24 protein-coding genes and 2 pseudogenes are annotated in these 23,907 nt (G+C 71.4%); 7 read left to right on the forward strand and 19 right to left on the reverse strand.

Annotated features, from left to right (window positions below; genetic code table 11):
* Window positions 1–16 precede the first annotated feature (16 nt).
* Window positions 17–673: a GntR family transcriptional regulator gene (locus tag OG524_RS08595; RefSeq protein WP_384499114.1), complete on the reverse strand. Its 657-nt coding sequence runs from the start codon at window positions 671–673 to the stop codon at window positions 17–19.
* A 237-nt stretch (window positions 674–910) separates the two neighbouring features.
* Between OG524_RS08595 and OG524_RS08600 the strand changes: the two genes are divergently transcribed.
* Window positions 911–2,122 (forward strand): MFS transporter, encoded by a 1,212-nt coding sequence (locus OG524_RS08600; RefSeq protein ID WP_405809694.1) that lies wholly within the window; start codon window positions 911–913, stop codon window positions 2,120–2,122.
* Here the strand turns inward: OG524_RS08600 and OG524_RS08605 are convergent.
* Window positions 2,105–3,286, reverse strand: a complete 1,182-nt coding sequence (locus OG524_RS08605; RefSeq protein WP_405809696.1) for a hypothetical protein — start codon at window positions 3,284–3,286, stop codon at window positions 2,105–2,107. The genes OG524_RS08600 and OG524_RS08605 overlap by 18 nt on opposite strands.
* Window positions 3,283–4,248: a 5-dehydro-4-deoxyglucarate dehydratase gene (locus OG524_RS08610; RefSeq protein ID WP_405809698.1), complete on the reverse strand. Its 966-nt coding sequence runs from the start codon at window positions 4,246–4,248 to the stop codon at window positions 3,283–3,285. The genes OG524_RS08605 and OG524_RS08610 overlap by 4 nt, the downstream gene beginning before the upstream one ends.
* Window positions 4,249–4,574: 326 nt before the next feature.
* On the opposite strand from OG524_RS08610, the gene OG524_RS08615 reads away from it, so the two are divergent.
* The 3 genes from OG524_RS08615 (at window position 4,575) to OG524_RS08625 (ending at window position 6,961) form a co-directional block, all read left to right on the forward strand.
* A complete protein-coding gene (locus OG524_RS08615) occupies window positions 4,575–5,384 on the forward strand; it encodes an NAD-dependent epimerase/dehydratase family protein (protein ID WP_405391531.1) in 810 nt (269 codons plus the stop codon).
* A 55-nt stretch (window positions 5,385–5,439) separates the two neighbouring features.
* Window positions 5,440–5,673 (forward strand): hypothetical protein, encoded by a 234-nt coding sequence (locus OG524_RS08620; RefSeq protein WP_405391530.1) that lies wholly within the window; start codon window positions 5,440–5,442, stop codon window positions 5,671–5,673.
* Window positions 5,674–5,737: 64 nt separating this feature from the next.
* On the forward strand, window positions 5,738–6,961 hold the full coding sequence (locus OG524_RS08625) for a TerD family protein (RefSeq protein WP_405809700.1): 1,224 nt from the start codon (window positions 5,738–5,740) through the stop codon (window positions 6,959–6,961).
* Between the two features lie 109 nt (window positions 6,962–7,070).
* Here the strand turns inward: OG524_RS08625 and OG524_RS08630 are convergent, their stop codons facing one another.
* From OG524_RS08630 to OG524_RS08655, 6 genes and pseudogenes are all read right to left on the reverse strand, one after another.
* A complete protein-coding gene (locus OG524_RS08630; protein WP_014156926.1) occupies window positions 7,071–7,301 on the reverse strand; it encodes a hypothetical protein in 231 nt (76 codons plus the stop codon).
* 77 nt (window positions 7,302–7,378) lie between these two features.
* Window positions 7,379–8,958 (reverse strand): annotated as a pseudogene (locus tag OG524_RS08635) (TROVE domain-containing protein).
* Window positions 8,959–9,319: 361 nt separating this feature from the next.
* Complete coding sequence (locus tag OG524_RS08640) at window positions 9,320–10,777, reverse strand: alkaline phosphatase PhoX (RefSeq protein WP_405393266.1); 1,458 nt, start codon at window positions 10,775–10,777, stop codon at window positions 9,320–9,322.
* A 312-nt stretch (window positions 10,778–11,089) separates the two neighbouring features.
* On the reverse strand, window positions 11,090–12,571 hold the full coding sequence (locus OG524_RS08645) for a hypothetical protein (protein WP_405809702.1): 1,482 nt from the start codon (window positions 12,569–12,571) through the stop codon (window positions 11,090–11,092).
* Window positions 12,572–12,710: 139 nt separating this feature from the next.
* Window positions 12,711–13,415, reverse strand: coding sequence for an antibiotic biosynthesis monooxygenase (locus OG524_RS08650; RefSeq protein WP_405809704.1), 705 nt, complete (start codon window positions 13,413–13,415; stop codon window positions 12,711–12,713).
* An 88-nt stretch (window positions 13,416–13,503) separates the two neighbouring features.
* A pseudogene (locus tag OG524_RS08655) lies at window positions 13,504–14,158 on the reverse strand (DUF4232 domain-containing protein).
* Between the two features lie 103 nt (window positions 14,159–14,261).
* Between OG524_RS08655 and dapA the strand changes: the two are divergent.
* Window positions 14,262–15,149 (forward strand): 4-hydroxy-tetrahydrodipicolinate synthase, encoded by an 888-nt coding sequence (gene dapA / locus OG524_RS08660; protein WP_405809706.1) that lies wholly within the window; start codon window positions 14,262–14,264, stop codon window positions 15,147–15,149.
* Here the strand turns inward: dapA and dapD are convergent.
* The 3 genes from dapD to OG524_RS08675 all read right to left on the reverse strand — a co-directional run bounded on the left by dapD (window position 15,146) and on the right by OG524_RS08675 (window position 17,245).
* The gene (gene dapD, locus OG524_RS08665) at window positions 15,146–16,144 is read right to left on the reverse strand and encodes a 2,3,4,5-tetrahydropyridine-2,6-dicarboxylate N-succinyltransferase (RefSeq protein ID WP_384499138.1); all 999 of its coding nucleotides are present in this window, start codon (window positions 16,142–16,144) and stop codon (window positions 15,146–15,148) included. The genes dapA and dapD overlap by 4 nt on opposite strands.
* Window positions 16,145–16,373: 229 nt before the next feature.
* Window positions 16,374–16,925, reverse strand: a complete 552-nt coding sequence (locus OG524_RS08670; protein WP_405809708.1) for a TetR/AcrR family transcriptional regulator — start codon at window positions 16,923–16,925, stop codon at window positions 16,374–16,376.
* On the reverse strand, window positions 16,925–17,245 hold the full coding sequence (locus OG524_RS08675) for a DMT family transporter (protein ID WP_405391524.1): 321 nt from the start codon (window positions 17,243–17,245) through the stop codon (window positions 16,925–16,927). The genes OG524_RS08670 and OG524_RS08675 overlap by 1 nt, the downstream gene beginning before the upstream one ends.
* A 141-nt stretch (window positions 17,246–17,386) precedes the next feature.
* Between OG524_RS08675 and OG524_RS08680 the strand changes: the two genes are divergently transcribed.
* Complete coding sequence (locus OG524_RS08680; RefSeq protein ID WP_405391523.1) at window positions 17,387–18,508, forward strand: hypothetical protein; 1,122 nt, start codon at window positions 17,387–17,389, stop codon at window positions 18,506–18,508.
* 26 nt (window positions 18,509–18,534) lie between these two features.
* The gene (locus tag OG524_RS08685) at window positions 18,535–19,068 is read left to right on the forward strand and encodes a hypothetical protein (RefSeq protein WP_405809711.1); all 534 of its coding nucleotides are present in this window, start codon (window positions 18,535–18,537) and stop codon (window positions 19,066–19,068) included.
* Between the two features lie 10 nt (window positions 19,069–19,078).
* Here OG524_RS08685 and OG524_RS08690 read toward each other — a convergent pair whose 3' ends face one another.
* The 7 genes from OG524_RS08690 to sufD form a co-directional block, all read right to left on the reverse strand.
* Complete coding sequence (locus OG524_RS08690; protein WP_405809712.1) at window positions 19,079–19,444, reverse strand: VOC family protein; 366 nt, start codon at window positions 19,442–19,444, stop codon at window positions 19,079–19,081.
* Between the two features lie 62 nt (window positions 19,445–19,506).
* A complete protein-coding gene (locus OG524_RS08695; RefSeq protein WP_405391520.1) occupies window positions 19,507–19,845 on the reverse strand; it encodes a metal-sulfur cluster assembly factor in 339 nt (112 codons plus the stop codon).
* Complete coding sequence (sufU, locus tag OG524_RS08700) at window positions 19,842–20,297, reverse strand: Fe-S cluster assembly sulfur transfer protein SufU (protein ID WP_042836603.1); 456 nt, start codon at window positions 20,295–20,297, stop codon at window positions 19,842–19,844. Before sufU ends, OG524_RS08695 begins: the two co-directional genes overlap by 4 nt.
* Before the next feature lie 16 nt (window positions 20,298–20,313).
* A complete protein-coding gene (locus OG524_RS08705; RefSeq protein ID WP_405391519.1) occupies window positions 20,314–21,582 on the reverse strand; it encodes a cysteine desulfurase in 1,269 nt (422 codons plus the stop codon).
* Window positions 21,579–22,343, reverse strand: a complete 765-nt coding sequence (sufC, locus tag OG524_RS08710) for a Fe-S cluster assembly ATPase SufC (RefSeq protein WP_205019479.1) — start codon at window positions 22,341–22,343, stop codon at window positions 21,579–21,581. The genes OG524_RS08705 and sufC overlap by 4 nt, the downstream gene beginning before the upstream one ends.
* 7 nt (window positions 22,344–22,350) lie before the next feature.
* On the reverse strand, window positions 22,351–22,668 hold the full coding sequence (locus OG524_RS08715) for a bifunctional 3-phenylpropionate/cinnamic acid dioxygenase ferredoxin subunit (protein ID WP_018555702.1): 318 nt from the start codon (window positions 22,666–22,668) through the stop codon (window positions 22,351–22,353).
* Window positions 22,668–23,849: a Fe-S cluster assembly protein SufD gene (sufD, locus tag OG524_RS08720; protein WP_405391518.1), complete on the reverse strand. Its 1,182-nt coding sequence runs from the start codon at window positions 23,847–23,849 to the stop codon at window positions 22,668–22,670. The genes OG524_RS08715 and sufD overlap by 1 nt, the downstream gene beginning before the upstream one ends.
* Window positions 23,850–23,907: the final 58 nt, after the last annotated feature.

The raw sequence follows: 23,907 nt of genomic DNA on the forward strand, positions 1-23,907 counted from the left end.
AGGTCCAGCTGGTGGTTCACGCCGTGTCACCCCCGTCTTCGTCGTCGGGGAACGAGCGGCGTACGAACGATGCGATGTGGTCGTGCAGAGCCCCGGCGGCGGCCTCCGCGTCGTCGGTGAGGGCGAGCCGCAGGATCTCCCGGTGCTCGGCCGCCTCGCGCTCCCAGGACGGGTTGGCCGCCCAGGCCACGGTCGACACGAGGGCGGCCTGGTCACGGATCTCGTCGAGCATCCGGGAGAGCAGCGGGTTGCCGCAGGGGAGGTAGAGGGCCCGGTGGAAGTCCCGGTTGGCCAGCGACCTGTCGGCCTTGTCTATCGCCGTATCGGCCCGCTCCAGGGCTTCCTGGGCCGCCTCCAGCGAGGACTTGCGGGTGATCGAGCGGCGCAGCGCCTCGGGCTCCAGGAGCAGGCGCACGTCGTACACCTCCCGGGCCATGGCGGCGTCCACGAGCCGTACGGTGGCGCCCTTGTACTGGCTCATGACCACGAGCCCGGTGCCGGCGAGGGTCTTCAGCGCTTCGCGTACGGGGGTCTTCGACACCCCGAACTGCGCGGCCAGTTCGGTCTCGACGAGCGCCTGTCCCGGTCTCAGCTGCGCGGTGAGGATGGCGTGCTTGATCGCCTCCAGCACGTACTGGGTCCGGGACGGAATCGGGGCAGGCGCAAAGGTCATGGGTGAAGGGCTCTCGCATCTCGCGTATCGCGTCTCATATATGACGTACGAAGTACGACGCGATGAAGCTAGAGCCGTCCTGAATGTTTCGTCAACGCTTCTGACAAAAGATGTTTGTGTGTAGTTCTCAGGCATCCGCCCGATGCCCCGAGGTGCCCTTAGTCGCCAGCATGAGCCCGTCGGACGCGCTCCGGAGAGGAGTGCGCAGGTCACGACTGTGCGGGGTGGACGGTATCGGTGCGCGAGGTGGTGGGCGACCGCACGGCGCTGCTGTGCCTGACGGGGGTGCTCGTCTCAGGATTCGGTACGTCCGCGATGTGGCTGACCGCCGGGATCTGGGTCAGGTCCGCGACGGGCTCGGACACTCTGGCGGCCTTGACGGTGTTCACGATGTGGGCCCCGCTCCTGGCGGGCCCCGCTCTCGGCGCCCTCGCCGACCGGCTGCCCCGCGGACCGCTGCTGACCTGGGTGAACCTGGGCATGGCGGGGCTGCTCTGCGCACTGCCGCTGATCGGCCCGGAGCACCGCGTCGGGGCCCTGTTCGCCGTCCTGTTCGTCTACGGGGTGAGTGGCGTCGTGCTGGACGCGGCGGAGACGGCCGTGGTCGCGCGGGCGGTGGACGTACGGCTGCTGGGCGACTTCAACGGGCTGCGGACGACGGTGAACGAGGGCATGAAGCTGCTCGCCCCGCTGACCGGCGCGGGGCTGTTCGCCCGGTACGGCGCGGTGCCGGTGGTCCTGCTGGACGCGCTGACGTTCGCGCTGGCCGCCCTCGTGTTCGCGCGGCTGCGGGTACGGGAGCCGGCGGGTGCCCCGCGGGTGTCACGGCGGGGCGGTACGGCGGCGGGGACACGGCTGCTGCTCGGTTCGCCGGTGCTGCGCCCGCTGGTGTGCGCCGGGGCGGCGACGATGCTGGTCGCAGGGCTCAACGGGGCGATGATCTACGCCGTCGTCGACGCCCTGGGCCGCTCCCCGGCGTACGCGGGGCTGCTGTACGCGGCACAGGGCGCGGGTTCCGTGACCGTCGGGCTGCTGGCGGGGCCGCTCCTGCGGCGGCTGTCCGCGCGGGTCTTCGCGGCTGCGGGGACCGCCCTGTTCGCACTGGCCGTGGCGGCGCGGGGCCTGCCCTTCGAGGCGGTGGCCCTGGCGGCGAGCGCGGCGATCGGCCTCGGCCTGCCGTGCGTGCTGGTCGCCGCGATGACGGCGGTGCAGCGGGAGGCCCCGGACGCGGCCCTGGGCCGCACGGCCGCGGCGGCCCACACGCTGACGATGGTGCCGAACGCGCTGGGCCTCGCCCTCGGGGCGGGTCTGGTCGCGGTGGCGGACGTACGGCTGCTGCTGCCGTCGGCGGCCCTGGCGGGGCTGGTCACGGCGGTGTGGCTGGGTGCGGGCCGGAAGGGGCGGCCGACGGGCGCCCCTTCCGGCGGCCGGTCACCGGCCGATGCGTGAGAGCGCGTCGCCGACGGCGTCCAGGTCCGGCCCGGAGGCCAGTCCCGCGTGGTAGAGCCGCAGTTCGGTCGCGCCGAGCGAGCGCGCGTGCGCGGCGTCCCGCTCCAGCGTGCCGGGGCTGCCACCCATGCCCGTGACCACGCCGAAGTTGGCGGCCAGCACGCCGGTGAGCCCGGCGAACGGCCCGAGCACCGCCTCGCGGGCCGCGTCGGCTCCGGTGCAGGGCAGCACCACGCCGTCCGCCGTGGCCAGGATGTGCGCGGGGTCCACCCCGACGTTGGCGCCCACCCGGTACGAGGCGGGATCGGCGTGCAGCAGGACCTGGAAGTCCGGGTCGGCCGCCGTCCTTCGGACCGCTTCGACGGCCGCCTCCTGGAGCCCCCCGGCTACCTGGTCGCGCCATTTCCGGGTGGCTCCGGCGAGGCCCGCGCCGAGCAGCTTCTCGATCCCCGGCCAGCCGGTCTCCGTGGAGCCGGTTCCGGCCCAGACGGGGTCCAGGGCGCCGCGCACCGCGGCACGCAGCTCGTCCGCGTCCAGCCCCTGTCCCGCGTATCCGGCACGGCAGTCGGCGCAGAAGCAGAGCGACATCAGGTACTGCGCCGCGTCCCCGAGGCCGACCCCCGACGTCTTGTCGTGGGCGTGGAGATGGGCGAAGCCGTACCAGCCGCAGGACTCCAGCTCGCTGCCCGCCGTCCCGGGCCGTACGGCGGCCTCCGCGGCCAGGTCCACGAGATACGTGTGGACGGCGGGCTGTGCGATGCACGGCGCCCAGGGGTAGCGGTCGCCGTAGGCGTTGACCACGGAGGTGTCCGGATGCTCGGCGCCCAGGCGGGAGTTGTGCGCGAGGACCACCCAGGAGTGCACCTGGAGACCGGCGCCGGCCAGGGCCTCGGCGGCCTCGGCGTACGGGTCCTCGCCCGGGACCCAGGACTGGGTGTACGGGCGCAGCCCGCGCCCCGCCCAGCGTCCTTGGTCCGGCGGGTAGAGCACCGCGGCGTGCTCGGCGGTGACGATCCTGCGGGAGGGGTGGCGCGGGGTCAGGGCGCGCGTGGAGTGGTAGGCGGAGGCGAGCGTCACCTGCTGGACGCCCAGGTCCGCGAGGCGCGTGGCGGCGTCCGGGTCGCCGACGACGTCCCAGGGGTAGAGGAAGGCGGAGGTCTTCACGCGTGCTCCCCCCGCTCCTGGCCGCGCTTCCCCAGCAGGGCTCGGCCCTCCGCGATGATCCGGGCCAGCTCCTCGATGTGCTCGGCCGGGGGCTCGGTGAGCGGGGTGCGCACCTCGCCGACGTCCAGGCCCTCCAGCCGGACGCCCGCCTTCACGAGCGACACCGCGTATCCGTGGCCCTTGGCGCGCAGTTCGACGAGGGGCCGGTAGAAGTGGTCGAGGAGGGCGTTGACGAGATCGTCGTCGCCGGAGTCCAGCGCCCGGTAGAAGGCCAGGGCGATGTCGGGCGCGAAGGCGAAGACGGCCGAGGAGTAGAGCGTGACGCCGATGCCCCGGTAGGCGAGGCCGGTGAGCTCGGCGGTGGGCAGCCCGTTGAAGTACAGGAAGTCGCCGCCCGGCAGTCCGGCGCGTACGGCGCTGACGATGCGCTGCATCAGGTCGACGTCGCCGTAGCCGTCCTTGAGGCCGATGATCCCGGGGGTCCGCGCCAGGGCGAGGACGGTCTCCGGGGTGAAGACGGCGTTGTCGCGCTGGTAGACGATCGTCTCCAGGCCGGTGGCCGCGGCGAGCGCGGTGTAGTGGCCCAGCAGCCCTTCCTGGCCGGCGACGACGAGGTACGGGGGCATGGCCAGCAGGCCGTCCGCACCCGCTTCCTCGGCGAGCCGCGCGTACTGGACCGCGAGCGCCGTGCCGTAGCCGGCGCCCGCGACGACGGGCACCTGCCCGGCGGTCTCCTCGACGGCCGCGGCGACGACGGCGCCGAACTCCTGCGGTGTCAGCGCGTGGAACTCGCCGGTGCCGCAGCAGGCGAAGACCGCCGCGGCACCGGCGTCGATGCCCTTGCGCACATGCGTGCGGAAGGCGTCGAGGTCGACGGTGCCGTCCGGCCCGTAGGCGGTGACGGGGAAGAAGAGCGGCCCGGCGACATCGGTGAGTCGGGCGGCAAGGGGGGCTGAGGTCACGGGCGCTCCCTGAGCAGATTCAGGCGTGCACAATTCTGATCGGTGTCCATATTTCTGAACGCTGCCACGCTAAGCCAGTCTCGCAGCGCAGGTCAAGACGAGAGCGCCTGCCCCGGCACGATGCGGCTGGCTTCGATGGACACTTGACGTGATCCGTCGGAACTTCTTAGCTTGTCCATGCATGTGAATGTCACTCATGGATTTGACGCATCCTGGTGTGTCATGCTCGCGTGCCACGCGTACCTTGCCGTCCGGACGCGCCGCACAGCACCGCCGTCCGCGTACACCGCGCCGCGTCCTGCCGCCCGCACCGAGGAGATCCCCGAATGCCCGCTCCCCGTACCGTCCTGCTCACCGGCGCCGCAGGCGGCCTCGGCACCCTGATGCGTGGGCTGTTGCCCGCGTACGGCTACGAGCTCCGCCTCTTCGACGTCACCCCCGTCGAGGGCGAACCGGACGCCGTGACGGCCGATCTCTGCGACAAGGAGGCGCTGCGGGAAGCCGTCCGGGGCGTCGATGCGATCATCCACCTCGCGGGCATCTCCCTGGAAGCCTCCTTCGACAAGATTCTGCGCTCCAACATCGAGGGCACGTACAACCTTTACGAGGCCGCGCGCGAGGAGGGCGTCGGGCGCATCGTGTTCGCCTCCTCCAACCACGCCATCGGCTACACCCCGCGCCCGACGGCAGGCGACCCGCTGATCCCGACAGACACCCCTCACCGCCCGGACACCTTCTACGGCCTGTCGAAGTCCTTCGGCGAGGACCTCGCGCAGTTCTACTGGGACAAGCACGGCGTGGAGACCGTCTCCGTGCGCATCGGCTCCTGCTTCGCCGAGCCGACGTCGGTCCGCATGCTCTCCGTCTGGATGAGCCCCGGCGACGGCGCGCGCCTCTTCCACGCGGCCCTGACCGCCCCGGACGTGCGGCACACCGTCGTCTACGGCTCCTCCGCCAACACCCGCCTGTGGTGGGACCTGACGACTGCCAGGTCGCTGGGTTACGCGCCGCAGGACGACTCGGAGCGGTACGCCGACAAGCTCGTCGCCGAGCACGGCGAGCTGGACCCGGAGAACCCCGAGCACGCCCACATCGGCGGCCACTTCGTCACCGACCCGCCGATCTGGCCGTACTGACACCCACCGCGAAATTCGCGCGACGGGAGCCGGGGGCCCGGGCACGATACGGACCATGCCCAGACCTTCCGGATTCGCGTACGAACAGCACGGCGACACGAGCGTCACGATCACCCATCACGGCCGTCCGGCGGGCACCCTGCGCGGCGGACGTGCGGAGCGGTTCCTGGCCGAGGTGGTGTCCGGCGACGCCCAGCTGGTCATGGCCCGCTGGACGGGCGCCTACAAGCACGGGAACGAACGCACTGCCCGTGATCACCCGCGCAACCGGGGCGCGGGCGGGCGCTGAGCCGTACGGAGCAAGTCCCCGAAGGTAAGGGAACGGCAAAGCCGGGTCATTCGTTACCCCGTGCATGACCGCAATGACCCCCGGCTCGAACATCCCTCTCTCCGCCGCCCGCGTGGCGGTGGACGTCGCCGCCCCGGTGCGGCTCGACGTCTCGGGCCTGCTGCTCACCGCCGACGGCAAGGTGCGCTCCGACGACGACTTCATCTTCTACAACCAGCCCTCGGGCCCCGGCGTGACGTACCGCTCGGGCGGCGGCACGGCGCCCGACGCGATCGTGGTGGACACGACGGCGGTCCCGCCCGGCATCGAGAAGATCGTCGTCACCGCGAGCCCCGATGCGGCCGGCCAGACGTTCCAGGGCGTCGAACCCACCGCCACCGTGCGCAACGCGGACGACGGCAGCGCGCTCGCCACCTTCACCCCGCCCCAGCTGGGTTCCGAGACGGCTCTGGTGGTCATCGAGATCTACCTGCGCAACGGCGCCTGGAAGGCCCGCGCGGTCGGCCAGGGCTATGCGGACGGGCTGGCGGGCATCGCCACGGACTTCGGCGTCTCGGTGGAGGAGCCCGCCCAGGTGGCCACCCCCGCACCGGCCACCCCCGCACCCGTCGCGCCGCCGGTGGCCGCGGCCCCCGTGGACCCGCGGATCGCCCCTCCGGCACCGCCGGCCCCGCCCGTCGCGCCGCCCGCCCCCGCCCCTGCCGCCTCCGGCAAGATCAACCTCGACAAGGGCCGGGTCAACCTCCAGAAGAACCAGACCGTGTCCCTGGTCAAGGGCGGCCGGCCGCTGCTCTCGCAGGTCAAGATGGGTCTGGGCTGGGAGCCCGCGTTCCGCGGCAAGGACATCGACCTCGACGCCTCGGTCATCGCCTTCGGTCCCGACCGCAATCACCTGGACAGCTGCTACTTCGGCAAGCTCTCCATCCTGAACGGCGCGGTCAAGCACTCGGGCGACAACCTCACGGGCGAGGGCGCGGGTGACGACGAGGTGATCGTCGTGGACCTGGGCCGGATCCCCGCCGACGCTACGGGCCTGGTCTTCACGGTGAACTCGTTCACCGGTCAGAAGTTCACCGAGGTCGCCAAGGCGTACTGCCGGCTGATCGACGGGACCACGGGCGAGGAGCTGGTCCGCTTCGACCTGACGGGCGCGGAGCCGCAGACCGGCGTGTTCATGGCCAAGCTGATCAAGCAGTTCTCCGGCGAGTGGGAGATGACCGCCATGGGCGAGTTCGTGAAGTCGAGGACCGTCCGCGGCATGGTCAAGCCCGCCGCGAAGGCCCTGTAGCTCCCACGGACGCCCCGGAACGGCTTCCGGGGCACCTGGTGGATTTCTCCTCAGGTGCCCCGGGTCCGGAGAGTATCCGGTCGGACGCTGTACGTGCTCGTCCTCCCTCTCAGAGCTTGGTCAGCTTGGAATACGGGCTCAGGATCCTCCCCTGTCGCCCCGAGAAGTCGATGAGCACTGCGTCGTTGTCGCCCTCGACAGCAAGGACTCGGCCGAGTCCGAACTGGTCGTGCGACACCCTGTCGCCCACATCGAAGCATTCGACCGGTGGGGCCGCCTGGGCCGGGCGGTTGAAGGGACTGGAAGGCAGGTGACGCCGGGATCCGGCTGACTGTTTCATTACGTTGAGTATGCGCCTTACGAGCGTCCAATGCCATGCCCGGCCACTCCCGGAGGGCAGTAGTGCCGGATTCGTAATCAGCCGTTCCAGGGCCAGTCGGCGCTCCTGCCCGCCTCCAGCAGGGGCACCATGCGGAATGCCGCGTCGGAAAGCCCTCCGAAGGTGTGGCGGTTATCGCGTCCCGCCGGCGCGTGCCCGACCCGGTACCCGGCGAGGTTCCAGGTGTAGACGGGCACCGTGTCCGGGATGCCGGCGGTGGCGTTCCCGTACGCGGTGTCCGAGGCCTGCTCGTCGGTGACGATCAGTACCCGGTCGTGCCCCTCGTAGTGCATGCGGACCGCCTCGGAGGTGTTGGTGCCGCCCAGGCTGCCGAAGCGGCCCAGGACCTTCAGCACCGACTCCCCCCGCCGGAACGCGACCGTCGAGCTGCCCGTACCGAACTGCACCAGGTCCGCGTCGGCGGCCCGCAGCGCCGTCGCCGCGCCGAAGACGGCCGCGTCGTCGGCACGGTTCAGCCGCGAGCGGTCCGAGAGCGCGACCACATGGAGCCCGAGCGGTCGACCAGCACCAGGGTGCGGCCGGGCAGCGCGGGCACGTTCCCCAGCGAGTGACCGAGCGCCTGCTCCAACGGGTAGGCCCAGCGCAGCGACGGTGCGTGCCGGTACGCCGCGAGGTAGCGGAAGGGGAACTGCCGGCAGGCCGCGACCTCCTCCGCGCCGGAGATCCGCGCGGCCACCCCCGCCGCGACCTCGTCCGAGACCCCGGCCTCGTCGAAGTTCCGCAGGCTGCGCAGGAGCGCCATCGCGCCCATGGAGGGGATGACCGCCTCCCAGGCGGCGGCGTCCATCGGACCCTGCAGCCAGCCCGCGAGGGCCTCCCAGGTCATCCCGGCGGCGGCCAGCCGGTCGGCGCCACCGGCCCCGGTGACCAGTGCGCGACGCTCCGCGACGGGCACCTCCATCAGTTCCCGGTGGGCGGTCAGGGTGCGGTTCGAGGCGGGCGGCACGGCGTCCTCGGGGTGGTGCCTGCGGTCCAGGGCGTACCGGAACAGATCGCCCTGCCATGCCTTGGCCGGGTCGGGCGCGGCGTGCACCAGGTTGAGGATGTCGCCGAAGCGGTAGCCCTTGGACGCGGTGTCGTACTTCAGCAGCGCCTTGCCGCCGTACAGCCGCCGCACGGCGTCGGCGATCCCGCGCTTGACCGGCTTGGGCACCGCCCGTCCGTACCGCGACGTCCAGTGGCCGAGCAGCTCACCGGGCTCGTCGGCGCGCAGCAGCACGGAGTCCACGGCCTGCCGGTTGGACGGGCCGTCCACGGCACCCGCATCGAGCCGGGCCCTGACGTACTCGGCGGCGCCGACGAGCGACGCCGTGCGCATCCGCCCCTCGCGGCGCAGCCAGCGCAGCAGCCCCGCGGTCCACTCCGGGTCCTCGACGGCGAGCTTCCGCACCAGGGCGGCGAACCGGTCGTCGCGCGCCGCGCCGTCCTCGTGGAAGGTCTGCTGCGACACGAAATTCGCGACGGCGAGGAGGAAGAGCTCGGACCGGCCGTCCCTGAGGTGGCCCGTGGCGCCCTGGTGGTTGCGCGCGGTGCGCCCGGTGGACTTCACGGGCGAGGTGACGCGGGGCCTGATGAATCCTGTGTTGAAACGTGCCATGTGAATTCCCCCGAATTCGTGTTCGTGGGGGACGGCACGGCGAATGGGGTGCCCGAGATCAGGGGTCGGCGACGGGCTCATGTCCGATGCTCTGTCCGATTGAGCTACCGGCCGTGACCGGACGGGATTCGAACCCGCAGCCTTCGGATCCCGGAAGTAGCCGTCACCTGCGCACCGGGCACCCCCGGCGCTCGTGCCTCCCGAGGTCAGGACGGCCGCGGCGTGATTTCTTGGAAAAGGAAGCAGCCGCTGCCTTCGCACCGGGAGGTACGTGGCCCTGACTTCAGGAGAACAACCGTGCGGTAGGCGAAGGGATTTCCTCGCCTACCGCACGGCGGGGCAATTCAGGCCGGGGTGTGTGTCAGTGCCCCTTCGGCTGGCGCTTCCACGGGCCGGTGATGGCGAGCATGATGCCGGGGTTCTGGATGTTGGCGAACAGGGTCCTGCCGTCGGGCGAGAACGTCACTCCGGCGATCTCGCTGTAGGAGGGGTCGTCCTCCGTGCCGGCGTTGAGGTCGTTGCGGGCGATCGGGTAGGTGCGGCCGCTGTCGGTCGCCCCGAAGAGGTGCTGGATGCCCTCGCCGTCCTCGGAGATGACGATGCCGCCGTAGGGCGACACGGTGATGTTGTCCGGGCCGTCGAAGGCACCGTCCGCGGAGGGGTCCGGGTTGACGCCGAGGAGCACCTTCAGGGTCACCGTGCGGCGCTTGGGGTCGTAGAACCAGACCTGGCCGTCGTGCGCGACGGGGCTCTCGCCCCGGGCGTAGGAGGAGACGAAGTAGGCACCGCCGTCGCCCCACCACATGCCCTCCAGCTTGCGGGCGCGGGTGACCTGGGTGTTGTCGAACTGCTTGCGCACCGAGACCGTCTTCGCGTCACGGTCGGGTACGTCGACCCAGTCCACGCCGTAGACCGTGCCGATCTCCGTGGCGCGGGACAGGTCGTCGACGAACGCGCCCTTCTTGTCGAAGCACTTGGTGGCCTGCAGGACACCGGCGTCGTCGGCGAGGGTGCGCAGCTTGCCGCGGCCGTGCTTGAAGCCGTGCGGCGGAACCCAGCGGTAGAGCAGTCCGTTGGGGCCCGAGGCGTCCTCGGTCAGGTAGGCGTGGCCGCGCTTCGGGTCGATGACGACGGCCTCGTGGGCGTACCGGCCGAATGCCTTGATCGGGCGCGGGTCGCGGTTGGCGCGCTTGTCGTAGGGGTCGACCTCGAAGACGTAACCGTGGTCCTTGAGCAGGCCGTTCTTACCGGCCTTGTCCTCGGTCTCCTCGCAGGTGAGCCAGGTACCCCAGGAGGTGCTGCCGCCCGCGCAGTTGGTGGACGTGCCGGCGATGCCGACCCACTCGGCGGTACGGCCGTCGGCGCGGGTCTCCACGACGGTGCAGCCACCGGCCGCGACCGGGTCGTAGACGAGGCCCTCGGTGAGCGGGACCGGGTACGTCCAGCGGGACCGGGTGCCGCTCAGCTCGTGGTTGTTGACGAGGAGGGTGACGCCGCGGGAACCCTCGAAGGCGGCGGTGCCGTCGTGGTTGGAGGGCGTCGGCTCGCCCGTCTCCAGCTTGGTGACACCGCTGTGCGTGAGGATGCGGTACGAGAATCCGGCGGGCAGCGCGAGGATGCCCTTCGGGTCGTCGATCAGCGGCCCGTAGCCCAGCTCCTTGTCGTGACCGTGGTTGTCATCGTGGCCCTTTCCGTGCCTCGCGTCCTCGGCCGCCAGCGCCCCGGGGGCGGTGGCGAGGGTGCCGACGGCGCCGGTGAGCGCGATACCCGCACCGGTGAGCGCGGACTGTTTGGTGAATTCTCTGCGCGTGAACGACATCGCGGACTCCTGGTGCAACGTGGCCGGGGTGGGGTGGGGTGGCGCGATCACGCTCCCTCCCCCGCACCAACACCAGTTGAACGACGCACGTCATCGAGCGGGCCTGCGCGTCAAGCCGTCCGGCCAATGGGGACGAACCAGGGCACGGCACCCCCGCATGGCCGGTCCCTTCCGGCCGGAAGGGCCTCGTCGCACCGGTGCCTTCCGGCCGGAACGGCCCCGTTCACACCGGCGCTTTCCGGCCGGAAGGCACCGGCGGCCGTTGTTCCCGCCCGAGGTCCCGTTCCGGCCGGAACACCCTCGTCGCGGCCGTCAGCCCTTCGTGCGCGACCGGGCCTTGAAGGCGGCCTTGCGGGCGTCCTTCGCCGTCTTCCGGTCGCTGTGCAGCCGCCCCATCGCTTCGAGCACCTCGGCCGTGGCCGGGTGCTCCACCCGCCACGCCTCGTCGAAGAAGCCGCTGTGCTGCCCGGAGAGTCCCTCGACCAGCTCCTGGAGCTCGTCCATGTCACCCTCGGCGTCCAGCTGGGCGGCGATCGTGTCGACGGCGAGCCAGAAGATCATCGGCTCAGGCGGCGCGGGCACGTCGGCCGCGCCCCGTTCGGCGAGCCAGACCCGGGCCAGTCCGCCGAGTTCGGCGTCGTCGAGCACCTCGCGCACCGCGGGCTCGGCCTCGGGACCTGCCAAGGCGAGGGCCTGCTGGCAGTGGAGCCTGCGCAGCGGGGCACCCCGGTCGGCGCCGCGTGCCGCGCCCAGCAGTTCGGCCGCGGCGGCTGCCGCCCCGTCCGTACCGTGCCGCTGGAGCCACAGCCCGATCTCGGCGCGTGCTGCGTCCTCGGGGTAGCGCGCCAGGCCGTCGAGGAGGGTGTCGGCACCCTTGTCGGCGAGGTCGCCGACCGCGGGGGCGTCCACCCCGGCCTCCAGCATCCGCTCGCGGATGCCGTAGAGGCCGAGCGGGGTCAGCCGGACCATGCCGTACCGGGTGACGTCCTCGTCGTCCGCGGGCGGCGTCGCCGCCTCACCCTCCTCGATCAGCAACGACTCGTCCACCGGCCGGTATTCGACGATCCCGATGGGCTCCAGCAGCCGGAACTGGTCGTCAAGCCGCATCATCGCCTCCGACACCTGCTCCAGGGCCTCGTCGGTGGGCTCGCCCATGTCGTCGGGCACGACCACGGAGGCGGCGAGGGCGGGCAGCGGCACGGGGCCGCTGCCGGGACCCGCGTCCGAGAGGGTCAGCAGGTAGAGGTTGCCGAGCACCCCGTCGAGGAAGTCGGCCTCCGCCTCCGGGTCCCAGTCCAGGGCGTCGAAGTCGACGCTGCCGTCCTCGTTGACGAGGTCGGCGAAGTCGTCGAAGGCCGGCGCGGTGGCGTCCGCGTGCACGGCGTCCAGGCCGTCCAGCCAGATCGAGAGGACGTCCTGCGGGGAGCCACCGGTCAGCAGCGCCAGGTTCTCGCCCGCGGTGACGGTGCCCTCCGCGTCGTCGCCCGCCGTGTCGCCCAGTCCGTCCTCGTCGTGCGGGTCCTCGACGTCCACGAGCCCGGTGTCGACGGCGAGGCGCCAGGCCTCACTGGCGTACGCGGCACCGTCCTCGTCGTCGGTGAGACCGAGGTGGGCGGCAGCCGCGGGCAGTTGCGCGTCGACGAGCTCGCCACCGGCGCCCACCCGCGTACCGGGCCCCGCCCAGCGGGCGAGGCGGACGGCGCGGGCGAGCAGCGGAGCGGCCAGCGCGTCCCGGGCCAGCTCGGCCTCGGTGTGCAGCCGCACCGGCGGCAGGGAGGGGCGCTCTGCGGACATCAGTGGGGTCTCCTCGGGCGTGCTCAGGATGTGTGCGGGGCGGGCCCCCGTGCGTACGGGCCCGCGGCGGCCCCTTGTGCAGGAGTGCGGCGCCGCGGTCCCAGCGTAGACGCATTTCGTCCCGAGCCGCCCGGTTCCCCTACAGGCCCGGTGCCAGGCTCAGCGCCGGGAGGTAGCGGTGCACACTGCCACCCGTCATACCCGGAAAGTTCTGGACCCGTTCCCATTGCGGCGACGGGCTTCCGATGCCCTCGCCGTCGGAGGCGAGCGCGTCGGCGTGGGCCTGCGCGGTCGCCCACTCGGCGTAGTTGAGCACCCGGTCCCCTTCCGTGCCGAGGTGGAAGTGCGCGGAGAGACCGCCGGGAGCGGGGACGGGTTCGGACTCCAGTGCCTCGAACACCGCGTCCACCCAGCCCCGTTGGCGGGCCGGGTCCGGTCCGGCGAACTCGACGTCGACGATCACGACGCAGCCCGGTTCGGGGGTGCCGTCCCGGAACCCGGAGCGGTACAGCTCGTAGGAGTGCAGCCCGAGCCGGTCGATGCCGGGGACGGCCGCGTCGATGTCGGCGTTGCGCGCGTCGCGGCCGGGGCGCACGAAGTCCTGGTACGCCTCCTCGCCGGACCACTGCGAGTAGTGGAGCAGCGTCCTCCCGTCCTCCCCGGTGTGCACGGTGTACGAGAGCAGCCCGGGGTGCGGCCAGTCGCGGTCGCCCCACGCCGCCCGGACGGCTTCGACCGTGCGCCGCTGCCGCTCGGGGGAACCGACGTCCCAGGTACTGACCTTGACGACGCCCACACCGGAACGGGTGAGGTCGGGGCGGGAGTTGAACTGTACGGACGGCATGGCGGCGATCCTCTCCGGGCGCGCCCCTGCGGTGCGCCTCCGGCCACCACCCTCGTACGTCAAGTGCTCTTGAGGTCAACCGCGGAGGTCACCCGGGCGGGGCGGTGCGCCACGCGGTCGTGTTCAGCTCGTCCATCAGGCGCAGGTCGTGGCCCTCCAGCGGGAAGACCCGGGCCCCGTGCCGGGAGCGGGGGCGATCTCCAGGGCGTCCCCCTCGACGAGGTCGCCGCCCTCCTTCGTGGAGACCCGGGCCAGGACGGAGGTGACGGTCCCGCCGGGCTTCAGCGTGACCTCCTCGGCGCCCCGGTCCTGCCCGGACACCGAACCGCCCGCGTTCACCGGGACGGGGATCCGCTCGCCGTCCTCGCCCAGGGCCCGGACGGGTGGCCGTGGACCCGGTAGGGCTTCTTACCGCAGTTGGTGAGCGTGAGTGTGACGGCCCGGTGGAACATGGCGGTCTGCACGTGCCCCATGCCGACACGGGCGCCGGAGACCGGGCAGTCCTCCGTGGCCCCGGAACCGGCCGCCGGCGGCGTCGAGGCGGCCGGCGCTCCGCTGGACGGCGGCGAGGTGGCTGTCGGGCCCGACGCCGGGGCCGGCTCACTCTCGCCCGCCGGGACGAGGAAGCCCGCGCACCCCGGGAGGGCCGGCGCGGAAAGGACGGACACAGCCACCGCGAAGGACCTCCGCACCGCCGCGTACCCCGCCCCCGGAACCGGACCGCCGGCGCACCGTCCGGTCATGCCGTGACCGTCCCGCCCTGCCACCACTGTTCAGCACCCCTTCACCTTCACCCGAAGTAGATCTAAGTGGACCTGAAAGGATCGCCGAGCCGACACTACGGACATGACAGTCACCCCGGCCAGGCCCTTCGGCCGCGCCCTCTGCGCCATGATCACACCGTTCACCCACGCCGGTGACCTGGACCTGGACACCGCCCGCGCGCACGCCGCCGGCCTGGTCGCGGACGGCTGCGACGGGCTCGTGCTGAGCGGCACCACGGGCGAGTCCCCGACCACCACCGACGAGGAGAAGACCGCACTGCTGCGGGCGGTCCGCGAGGCGGTCGGCGACGGCGTCCCGCTCCTCGCGGGAGTGGGCAGCGCCGACACCCGGCACACCGTCCGGCTGGCCCAGGAGGCCGAGGCGGCGGGGGCCGACGGGCTGCTGGTGGTGACGCCGTACTACAGCCGGCCCCCGCAGGCGGCCGTGGAGGCACACTTCGTCCGGGTCGCGGACGCCACCGGCATCCCCCTCATGCTGTACGACATCCCGGGCCGCACCGGCACCCGGATCGAGACAGGCACCCTCCTGCGACTGGCGGAGCATCCGCACATCGTGGCGGTCAAGGACTGCTCGTACGACCTGCTCGGGGCGACGAAGGTGCTGGCTCGGACCTCGCTCGCCTTCTACTCGGGCTGCGAGGAGCTGAACCTTCCGCTGTACGCGGTCGGCGGCGCCGGCTACGTCAGCACGGTCGCGAATGTGGTCCCGCGCCGGATGCGGGCCGTCCTGGACGCGTTCGACGCCGGTGACACGGCGGAGGCGGCCCGCCTGAACGGGCTCGTCGTGCACCTGGTCGAGGCGATGATGTCCTCCGGTCTGCCCGGCACGGTCACGGCGAAGGCGCTGCTGGACGCGGGCCCGGTCCGCGAACCGCTGCAGCCCGCCGGCCGCGAGGCGACCGACGGGCTGCGCAGGGCGTACGAGGAACTCCTCGCCGCTACGGACTAGTTGTGGCTGTGCAGTACGTCGTTGAGCCCGCCCCACACCGCATTGTTCGGGCGGGCCTCGACGGCACCGGAGACCGAGTTGCGGCGGAAGAGGATGTTCGAGGCGCCGGACAGCTCCCGGGCCTTGACGACCTGTCCGTCCGGCAGCGTGACGCGCGTGCCGGCCGTGACGTACAGCCCGGCCTCGACGACGCACTCGTCGCCGAGCGCGATCCCGACACCGGCCTCGGCGCCGACCAGGCAGCGCTGCCCGATGACGATGCGCTCCTTGCCGCCGCCGGACAGGGTGCCCATGGTGGACGCGCCGCCGCCGATGTCGGAGCCGTCACCGACGACGACACCCGCGGAGATGCGGCCCTCGACCATGGAGGTGCCGAGCGTGCCCGCGTTGAAGTTGACGAAGCCCTCGTGCATCACGGTCGTACCGGAGGCCAGGTGCGCCCCGAGCCGTACGCGGTCGGCGTCGGCGATCCGTACGCCCTTGGGTGCGACGTAGTCCGTCATCCGGGGGAACTTGTCCACCGAGGTGACCTGAAGGTGCAGACCCTCGGCGCGCGCGTTGAGACGGACCTTCTCCAGGTCGTCGACGGCCACCGGTCCGAGCGAGGTCCAGGCGACGTTGGCGAGGAAGCCGAAGATGCCGTCGAGGTTCTGCCCGTGGGGCTGGACGAGCCGGTGCGAGAGCAGGTGCAGCCGCAGGTAGGTGTCGTGCGCGTCGAGGGGCTTGTCGTCGAGCGAGGAGATGACCGTGGCGACGGCGACGACCTCCACCCCGCGGCGGGCGTCCACGCCGATGGCCCTGGCCGCGCCCTCACCGAGGCGGTTCACCGCCTCGTCGGCGCCGAGGCGCTGCGTCCCGGCCGGTCCGGGGTCGGCGACGAGCTCGGGAGCGGGGAACCAGGTGTCGAGGACGGTGCCGTCACCGGCGATGGTGGCGAGGCCGGCGGCGACGGCGCCGGTGGTGCGGGCGGAGCCCTGGGAAGTCGTGTCGGTCATGCACAGAACCTAACCGTCCGGGCACCGCGCGGGCGAACCGGTCTCGGTGTCCGGGCACCGCGCCTCCGGCCCCGGGCGCCCCGTCTCCCATGGCGGCCCGGCGGGTTCACGCGGCCGCCCGGCCGCCACGGTCTCCGCAGGCCACCGAGCGGGAGCAGCCGCCGGGACGTCCCGGTGGCCGCAGGCCACCGAGCGGGAGCAGCCGCCGGGACGTCCCGGTGGCCGCAGGTCACCGAGGGCTGCCGCCGTCCGCGATGCGGCCCAGCATCTCCCGGGTGTACGCCGCGTCGAAGTCGCCCCCCGTGAGCAGCACCTGGAGGCTGATGCCGTCGAACAGGGCGACGAGGGCCCGCGCGGTCGCCGGGTCGGTGCGGCGGGCGATCAGCTCGCCCAGGAAGTCGGTCCACTCCGCGGCGACGGCCCGCAGGGCGGGGCGCCGGAGCGCGGCCAGATACAGCTCGCACTCCAGCTCGATCGGCCCCCGCGCGCCCGCGAACCAGTCCCCCATCAGCCTGGTCAGCTCGTCGGCGAGACCGGCCGCCGGGTCGGCGAGGTATCCGCCCTCCCGCATGGTCCGCGCGAAGTCGTCGTTGCACCGGCGCAGGGCGGCGACGAGCAGTTCGTCGAGCGAGGCGAAGTGATACGTCGTCGAGCCGAGCGGCACGTCGGCCTCCGCGGCCACCACACGGTGACTGAGTCCGGCGATGCCCCGGTCCCCGGCGACGCGGATGGCCGCCTGGAGGATCCGCTCGCGGCGATCGGGGTCGTACCGGCGCACCATCAGTGGGCTCCGCCGAGATTGAGCACCACGACCCCCGCGATGATCAGCGCGACACCGGCCAGTTTGGCCGGGCCGGCGGACTCCCCCATCCAGATGATCCCGATGGCGGCGACGGCCGCGGTGCCCGCGCCCGCCCAGATGGCATAGGCGGTGCCGACGGAGAGCGTCTTGAGCGTCCGGGCGAGCAGCACGAACGCCAGCACATAGCCCACCACCGTGCCGAGGGACGGCCACAACCGGGTGAAGCCCTCGCTGTACTTCATGGCCGTCGTCCCGGCCACCTCCGCCGCTATGGCCGCGGCAAGCAGTCCGTATCCCATCCGCGGAAGTGTACCCACCGTTGCGTACAACCGTACACAACGCCAGGTGCGCCCGCCCCGGTCCGCCGCCACCAGGGGGCGCTACGGTGTCCCGACCGGTCACACCGGATGATGAACGCACAACAACATGACGGAGTAGCAGTGGCGCAGGACGCAGGGTGGGGCGGCGGCGCGTACGGAGGCGCACCGTACGGCGGAGTTCCGTACGGAGGGCCTCCCGGGCCGCCGGGATGGGGCGGCTGGGTGCCGCCGCCGAAGCCAGGGGTGATACCGCTCGCGCCCCTGAAGCTCGGGGACGTGCTCAACGGCGCCTTCTCGACGATGGGCAAGTACTGGAAGCAGCTGTTCGGCATGGGAGCCGCCCTGTACGGCGGTGCCGCGCTGCTCATGGCCGCGGCGGTCGCCGTCGCCTACTCCGCGGTCGGCGACCACCTGGACCGGGTGATCTCGCTCCGTTACGAGGAGGAGGCCGCCTCGACGGACGTCGTCCCGCTCGTGACCGCGGTGTCCGTCCTCGCACTGCTCGCGATCATCTCGATGACCATCGTCTCCGGGCTGATGTACGCGGCGGTACCCGCGGTGCTGCAGGAGGCGGTGCTGGGCCGGGCCGTCACCTTCTCCACGGTGTGGCGACGGGCCTGGTCCCATGTCGGCCGGGTGATCGGCACGCTGATCCTCACGGCACTGATCGCGGTCGTGCCGATGGTGCTCGTCATGGTCGCCTTCGTCGGGGTGGTCATCGCCGCGATCACCCTGGACAGCAGTGCGGGCGGCGGCGGCGCGGCCATGACGGTCGGCGTCCTGGGCGCCCTGCTGACCGGCCCGGTGGCCGTCTGGCTCTGGGTCAAATTCTGCCTGGCACCCGCGGTCGTGGTCTTCGAGGGCCAGGGACCCGTGGCCGCGCTGCGCCGCTCGTCCCAGCTGGTGCGCGGCGACTGGTGGCGGATCTTCGGCATCACGCTGCTCGTCTACGTGATGGCCGCGTCGGCCGGCTACGTCATCCAGCTGCCGTTCTCCGTCCTCGGCATGTTCCCCACCATGGTCGGCACCTCGTCGCTGGGCAGCGACCCGAGTCCCACGGCGATCGTGGTGGCGATGAGCGGCTACTTCGTCGCGACGATGCTGGGACAGATGGTCAGCCAGATCATCTCGACGACGTTCCCGCAGCTGGCCACCGGCCTGCTGTACGTCGACCGCCGGATACGGACGGAGGACCTGGGCCCGGTCCTGGCCGAGGCCGCCGCCGTACCGCAGCAGGAATGAGGCCCGCCGGAGGGCGGAGCGCACCGGTGACCGCACCCGACGCGGCAGCCGGAGGGGAACGGGAAGCGGGCGGCCGGGAACCGACGGTGAAACGCGTCTTCGACCGCCGGGTCGTCCCCGTGCTGCTGGCTGCGCAGCTCGCCTACGTCGCCCTGTTCGGACTGCTGTTCGCCCTGTCGGGCCCCGACACCGGCGAGATCGACCACACGGCGCCGTCCGCCACGGACGACGCCCTGTTCACGGGAGCGCTCCTCGCGATGCTGCTCCTGGGGGCGGGCGGGGCGGTGCTGCTCGGCTGGGAGAAGGCCCGGACCCGCACACCACCCGCCGCCCGGTCGGTGTGGCTGGGTGTCCTGGCACTCGGCGAGATCGCTGTCGCGGTGGCCTTCCTGGACGCGTCGCTCCAGGAGTCCTTCGGCCCGGACACGGTGGTCGCGGGCCTGGCCGTCGCGGCGAGCGCCGCCGTCACACTGACCTGCGCCACCGAGATCCGGGCCCGGCCACGGCGGACGGCCCGTGGACGTGGCGGACGGGCGGTCCCCTCCGGACCGCCGCGGTAGCGGAGGACGCTCAGTCCACGAGGGACTTCTTCGGGCGCAGCACGCAGAACTCGTTTCCCTCGGGGTCGGCCAGCACCACCCAGGTCACCTCCTCGCCCTGCCCCACGTCCACCCGCCGGGCACCGAGCGCGATGATCCGCTCGACCTCGGCGGCCTGGTCGTCGGGGGTCAGGTCGATGTGCAGCCGGTTCTTGACGGTCTTGCGCTCCGGTACGGGCAGGAAGCACATGCCCGGCATCGCGAACTCGTCGGCGCCGATGACGACCTCGTGCTCGTCCTCGAACAGCACCTGCCAGTCCAGCACGCGGCACCAGAAGCGCGCGAGCAGCGGCAGATCGTGGGCATCGACGGCGAGGTGGTAAAAGCGAACGGCCATGCCCGCCAGTCTGCCTGGCGTGCATGGCCGTTCGTCGTACCGAGACGTAACGACAGCTGGAATCAGACGTTGAAACCCAGCGCGCGAAGCTGCTCGCGGCCGTCGTCGGTGATCTTGTCCGGGCCCCACGGCGGCATCCAGACCCAGTTGATCCGCAGCTCGTTGACGATACCGTCCGTCGCGGACTTCGCCTGGTCCTCGATGACATCGGTCAGCGGACAGGCCGCGGACGTCAGGGTCATGTCGAGCGTGGCGATGTTGGCGTCGTCGACGTGGATGCCGTAGATCAGGCCCAGGTTGACGACGTCGATGCCCAGCTCGGGGTCGACCACGTCGTACAGCGCCTCGCGGACCTCCTCCTCGGAGGCCGGCTTGATGGTGAGAGTCTCGTTGTCGCTCATGCCGTCTTCCCTTCGGACAGCGCCTGCGCCGTCGCGTCCTTCCACGCCATCCAGCTGAGCAGCGCGCACTTGACCCGGGCCGGGTACTTGGAGACGCCGGCGAACGCGACCGCGTCCTCCAGCACCTCCTCCATCGTGTCGTCCGGCTCCAGCTGACCCTTGGACTGCATCAGTTCCAGGAAGGTCTCCTGGATCTTCTGCGCCTCGCCGAGCTGCTTGCCGACCAGCAGCTCGTTGAGCACGGAGGCACTGGCCTGGCTGATGGAGCAGCCCTGGCCCTCGTAACTGACGTCGGCGATGGTCTCGCCGTCGTACTTCACGCGGAGCGTGATCTCGTCGCCGCACGTCGGGTTGACGTGGTGCACCTCGGCGTCGCCGTCCCGCAGGCCACGCCCGTGGGGGTGCTTGTAGTGGTCCAGGATCACTTCCTGGTACATGGAGTCAAGCTTCACCAGTCAACCCTCGCCCTTAACCGAAAAAGTTCCGCACGTGCTCCAGGCCGTCCACCAGGGCGTCGACCTCGGCGGGCGTGGAGTACAGATAGAACGACGCTCGCGTCGTCGCAGGAATTCCGTACCTCAGGCACACCGGGCGTGCGCAGTGGTGTCCGACCCGGACCGCGATGCCCTGCTCGTCGAGTACCTGGCCCACGTCGTGCGGGTGGATGTCGCCGAGCGTGAACGAGATCGTCGCGCCCCGGTCCTCGGCCGTCGCAGGACCGATGATCCTGAGGTCGGGGACCTCCAGGAGCCGCTTCACCGCGTACTCCGTGATCGCCTGCTCATGGCGGTGGATGTTCTCCATGCCGATGGCCGAGAGGTAGTCCACGGCCGCGCCGAGGCCGACGGCCTGCGCGATCGGGGGCGTACCGGCCTCGAACTTGTGCGGCGCGGGGGCGTACGTCGACGAGTGCATCGACACGGTCTCGATCATCTCGCCGCCGCCGAGGAACGGCGGCAGGTCCTCCAGGAGCTCCTGCCGTCCCCAGAGCACGCCGATGCCGGTCGGGCCGACCATCTTGTGGCCGGTGAAGGCCACGAAGTCGGCCTGCAGCGCCTGCACGTCGAGCACCATGTGCGGGGCGGCCTGCGAGGCGTCGATGCAGACCAGCGCGCCGACCTGCTGGGCGCGGCGGATGATCTTCTCGACCGGGTTGATCGTGCCCATGATGTTGGAGACCAGCGTGAAGGAGACGATCTTCGTCTTCTCCGTGATGATCTCGTCGATGTTCGACAGGTCCAGCCGGCCGTCGTCCGTGATGCCGAACCACTTCAGCTTCGCGCCCGTGCGCTGCGAGAGCAGCTGCCACGGCACGATGTTGGAGTGGTGCTCCATCTCCGTGGTGACGATCTCGGTGTCGCTGTCGACCCGGTAGGGCTCGTCGGCCCAGCCGAGCATGTTGGCGACGAGGTTCAGCGACTCCGAGGCGTTCTTGGTGAAGATCACCTCGTTGCGGCTGGGTGCGTTGATGAAGGCCGCGACCTTGTCGCGAGCGCCTTCGTACAGCGCGGTGGCCTCCTCGGCGATCGTGTACACACCGCGGTGGACGTTGGCGTTGTGCCGCTCGTAGTACTGGTTGAGCGCGTCGAGGACCTGGCGCGGCTTCTGCGAGGTCGCCGCGCTGTCCAGGTAAACGATCTTCTTGCCGTCGTGGACCGTGCGGTCCAGGATCGGGAAGTCCTTGCGGATCGCCTCGGTGTCGAGGAGGCCGGAGAGCCCCTGTCGGGCGTCAGTCACGCGGAAGCGCCACCCTTCGTGTAGGCCTCGTAGCCCTCGTTCTCCAGCGTGTCCGCCAGCTCGGCGCCACCGGAGGCGGCGATCCGGCCGTTGGCGAAGACATGCACGTAGTCGGGCTTGATGTACTTGAGGATGCGTGTGTAGTGCGTGATCAGCAGGGTGCCGACCTCGCCGGTCTCGCGCACCCGGTTGACGCCCTCGGAGACGGTCTTCAGCGCGTCGACGTCCAGGCCGGAGTCGGTCTCGTCGAGGATCGCGATCTTCGGCTTGAGGAGCTCCAGCTGGAGGATCTCGTGGCGCTTCTTCTCACCGCCGGAGAAGCCCTCGTTGACGTTGCGCTCGGCGAAGGCGGGGTCCATCTGGAGCCCGGCCATCGTCTCCTTGACCTCCTTCACCCACGTACGCAGCTTGGGCGCCTCGCCGCGGACGGCGGTGGCGGAGGTACGCAGGAAGTTGGAGACCGAGACACCGGGGATCTCGACCGGGTACTGCATGGCGAGGAACAGGCCCGCGCGGGCGCGCTCGTCGACGGACATCTCCAGGACGTCCTCGCCGTCCAGGGTCACCGTGCCACTCGTGATCGTGTACTTGGGGTGACCCGCGAGCGAGTACGCGAGGGTGGACTTGCCGGACCCGTTCGGGCCCATGATGGCGTGGGTCTCGCCCTGCTTCACGGTCAGGTCGACGCCCTTGAGGATCTCCTTCGTGGCGTTGTCGGCCTCGACGGAGACGTGCAGGTCGCGGATTTCAAGCGTTGCCATGGGTGACTCAGGACTCCTGGGTGACGGAGACGAGCACATCGTCCCCTTCGATCTTTACGGGGTAAACGGGGACGGGGCGCGTCGCGGGAAGACCGGACGGCTTGCCGGTGCGGAGGTCGAAGCTCGATCCGTGCAGCCAGCACTCGATCGAGCAGTCCTCCACCTCGCCCTCCGACAGCGAGACGTTCGCGTGCGAGCAGATGTCGTTGATCGCGAACACCTCGCCCTCGGTGCGGACGACGGATACCGGCGTGCCGTCGAGCTCCACCCGCTTCGGGGTGTCGTCCTCCAGCTCGCTCAGCGCACAGGCTTTGACGAAGGCCATCAGACCGACGCCTTCAGCTCGGTCTCGATCTTGTCGAGGAGACGGGCTTCGACGTCCGGCAGTCCGATCTGCTGGACCAGCTCGGCGAAGAAGCCGCGCACGACGAGCCGGCGGGCCTCCTCGGCCGGGATACCGCGGGACTGCAGGTAGAACAGCTGCTCGTCGTCGAAACGGCCGGTCGCCGAGGCGTGGCCTGCGCCGACGATCTCGCCGGTCTCGATCTCCAGGTTCGGTACGGAGTCGACCCGGGCACCGTCGGTGAGAACCAGGTTGCGGTTCATCTCGTAGGTGTCGGTGCCCTCGGCGGCTGCCTGGATCAGGACGTCACCGATCCAGACGGCGTGTGCACCGTCGCCCTGCAGCGCGCCCTTGTAGGCCACGTTGGACTTGCAGTGCGGGGCGTTGTGGTCGACCAGGAGGCGGTGCTCCTGGTGCTGGCCCTTGTCGGTGAAGTACAGACCGAAGAGCTCCGCCTCACCGCCGGTGGCCGCGTAGGCGACCCGCGGGTGGAGACGTACGACGTCGCCGCCGAAGGTGACGACGATGGACTTGAAGGAGGCGTCCCGGCCGATCAGCGCGTTGTGCTGACCGACGTGGACGGCCTTCTCGTCCCAGTCCTGGACGGAGACGACGGTGAGCTTCGCACCGTCACCCAGGACGTAGTCGACGTTGGCGGCGAGCACCGCGTCACCGGTGTGGTCGATGACGACGACTGCCTCGGCGAAGGCACCCAGCTCGATGACCTGGTGGCCGTAGGCCACCCCGCCCTCGCCGTGCACCGCGATCCGGACGGGCTCGGTGAGCACGGCCTCCTTGGCGACCGTGACGACCGAGGCCTGCTCGAAGGACGAGTACGCCTGGGCGGCGACACGGTCCACCGGGGTGCCGGCCCTGCCGAGCCGCGCGTCGTCACGGCCGACGGTCTCGACCGTGACGCCCGCGGGCGCCTCGATCACGACCTTGACCCCGCCGCCGGTCGCGACGGCGGTGCCGTCGTGCAGTCCGCGCAGCCGCTCCAGCGGGGTGAACCGCCACTCCTCCTCGCGGCCGTGCGGGACCGGGAAGTCCGCGACGTCGAAGGACGGGGGCGCGCTCATGCGCGTGGCGACGGTGGACTCGGCCGCCACCGCGATGGACCCGGCGGTGGTGGAGCCCGCCGGAATGTTCTGAGCCTCAGCCATGGCTGTCGTAGTGCTCGCTTTCTCAGTCAAGAACTCTTCGGGACGCGGTCGGCGTACG

The organism is Streptomyces sp. NBC_01520, assembly GCF_045040375.1.
Taxonomy (GTDB): domain Bacteria; phylum Actinomycetota; class Actinomycetes; order Streptomycetales; family Streptomycetaceae; genus Streptomyces.

Coding starts and splice junctions, on each gene's coding strand:
- OG524_RS08695 (WP_405391520.1), bottom strand. CDS start 19,845: ATGAGCGACAACGAGACTCTCACCATCAAGCCGGCCTCCGAGGAGGAG.
- OG524_RS08640 (WP_405393266.1), bottom strand. CDS start 10,777: ATGTCGTTCACGCGCAGAGAATTCACCAAACAGTCCGCGCTCACCGGT.
- sufD (WP_405391518.1), bottom strand. CDS start 23,849: ATGGCTGAGGCTCAGAACATTCCGGCGGGCTCCACCACCGCCGGGTCC.
- dapA (WP_405809706.1), top strand. CDS start 14,262: ATGACAGTCACCCCGGCCAGGCCCTTCGGCCGCGCCCTCTGCGCCATG.
- OG524_RS08650 (WP_405809704.1), bottom strand. CDS start 13,415: ATGCCGTCCGTACAGTTCAACTCCCGCCCCGACCTCACCCGTTCCGGT.
- OG524_RS08670 (WP_405809708.1), bottom strand. CDS start 16,925: ATGGTGCGCCGGTACGACCCCGATCGCCGCGAGCGGATCCTCCAGGCG.
- OG524_RS08690 (WP_405809712.1), bottom strand. CDS start 19,444: ATGGCCGTTCGCTTTTACCACCTCGCCGTCGATGCCCACGATCTGCCG.
- OG524_RS08620 (WP_405391530.1), top strand. CDS start 5,440: ATGCCCAGACCTTCCGGATTCGCGTACGAACAGCACGGCGACACGAGC.
- OG524_RS08675 (WP_405391524.1), bottom strand. CDS start 17,245: ATGGGATACGGACTGCTTGCCGCGGCCATAGCGGCGGAGGTGGCCGGG.
- OG524_RS08645 (WP_405809702.1), bottom strand. CDS start 12,571: ATGTCCGCAGAGCGCCCCTCCCTGCCGCCGGTGCGGCTGCACACCGAG.
- OG524_RS08625 (WP_405809700.1), top strand. CDS start 5,738: ATGACCGCAATGACCCCCGGCTCGAACATCCCTCTCTCCGCCGCCCGC.
- OG524_RS08715 (WP_018555702.1), bottom strand. CDS start 22,668: ATGGCCTTCGTCAAAGCCTGTGCGCTGAGCGAGCTGGAGGACGACACC.
- OG524_RS08595 (WP_384499114.1), bottom strand. CDS start 673: ATGACCTTTGCGCCTGCCCCGATTCCGTCCCGGACCCAGTACGTGCTG.
- sufC (WP_205019479.1), bottom strand. CDS start 22,343: ATGGCAACGCTTGAAATCCGCGACCTGCACGTCTCCGTCGAGGCCGAC.
- dapD (WP_384499138.1), bottom strand. CDS start 16,144: ATGACCGACACGACTTCCCAGGGCTCCGCCCGCACCACCGGCGCCGTC.
- OG524_RS08615 (WP_405391531.1), top strand. CDS start 4,575: ATGCCCGCTCCCCGTACCGTCCTGCTCACCGGCGCCGCAGGCGGCCTC.
- OG524_RS08630 (WP_014156926.1), bottom strand. CDS start 7,301: ATGAAACAGTCAGCCGGATCCCGGCGTCACCTGCCTTCCAGTCCCTTC.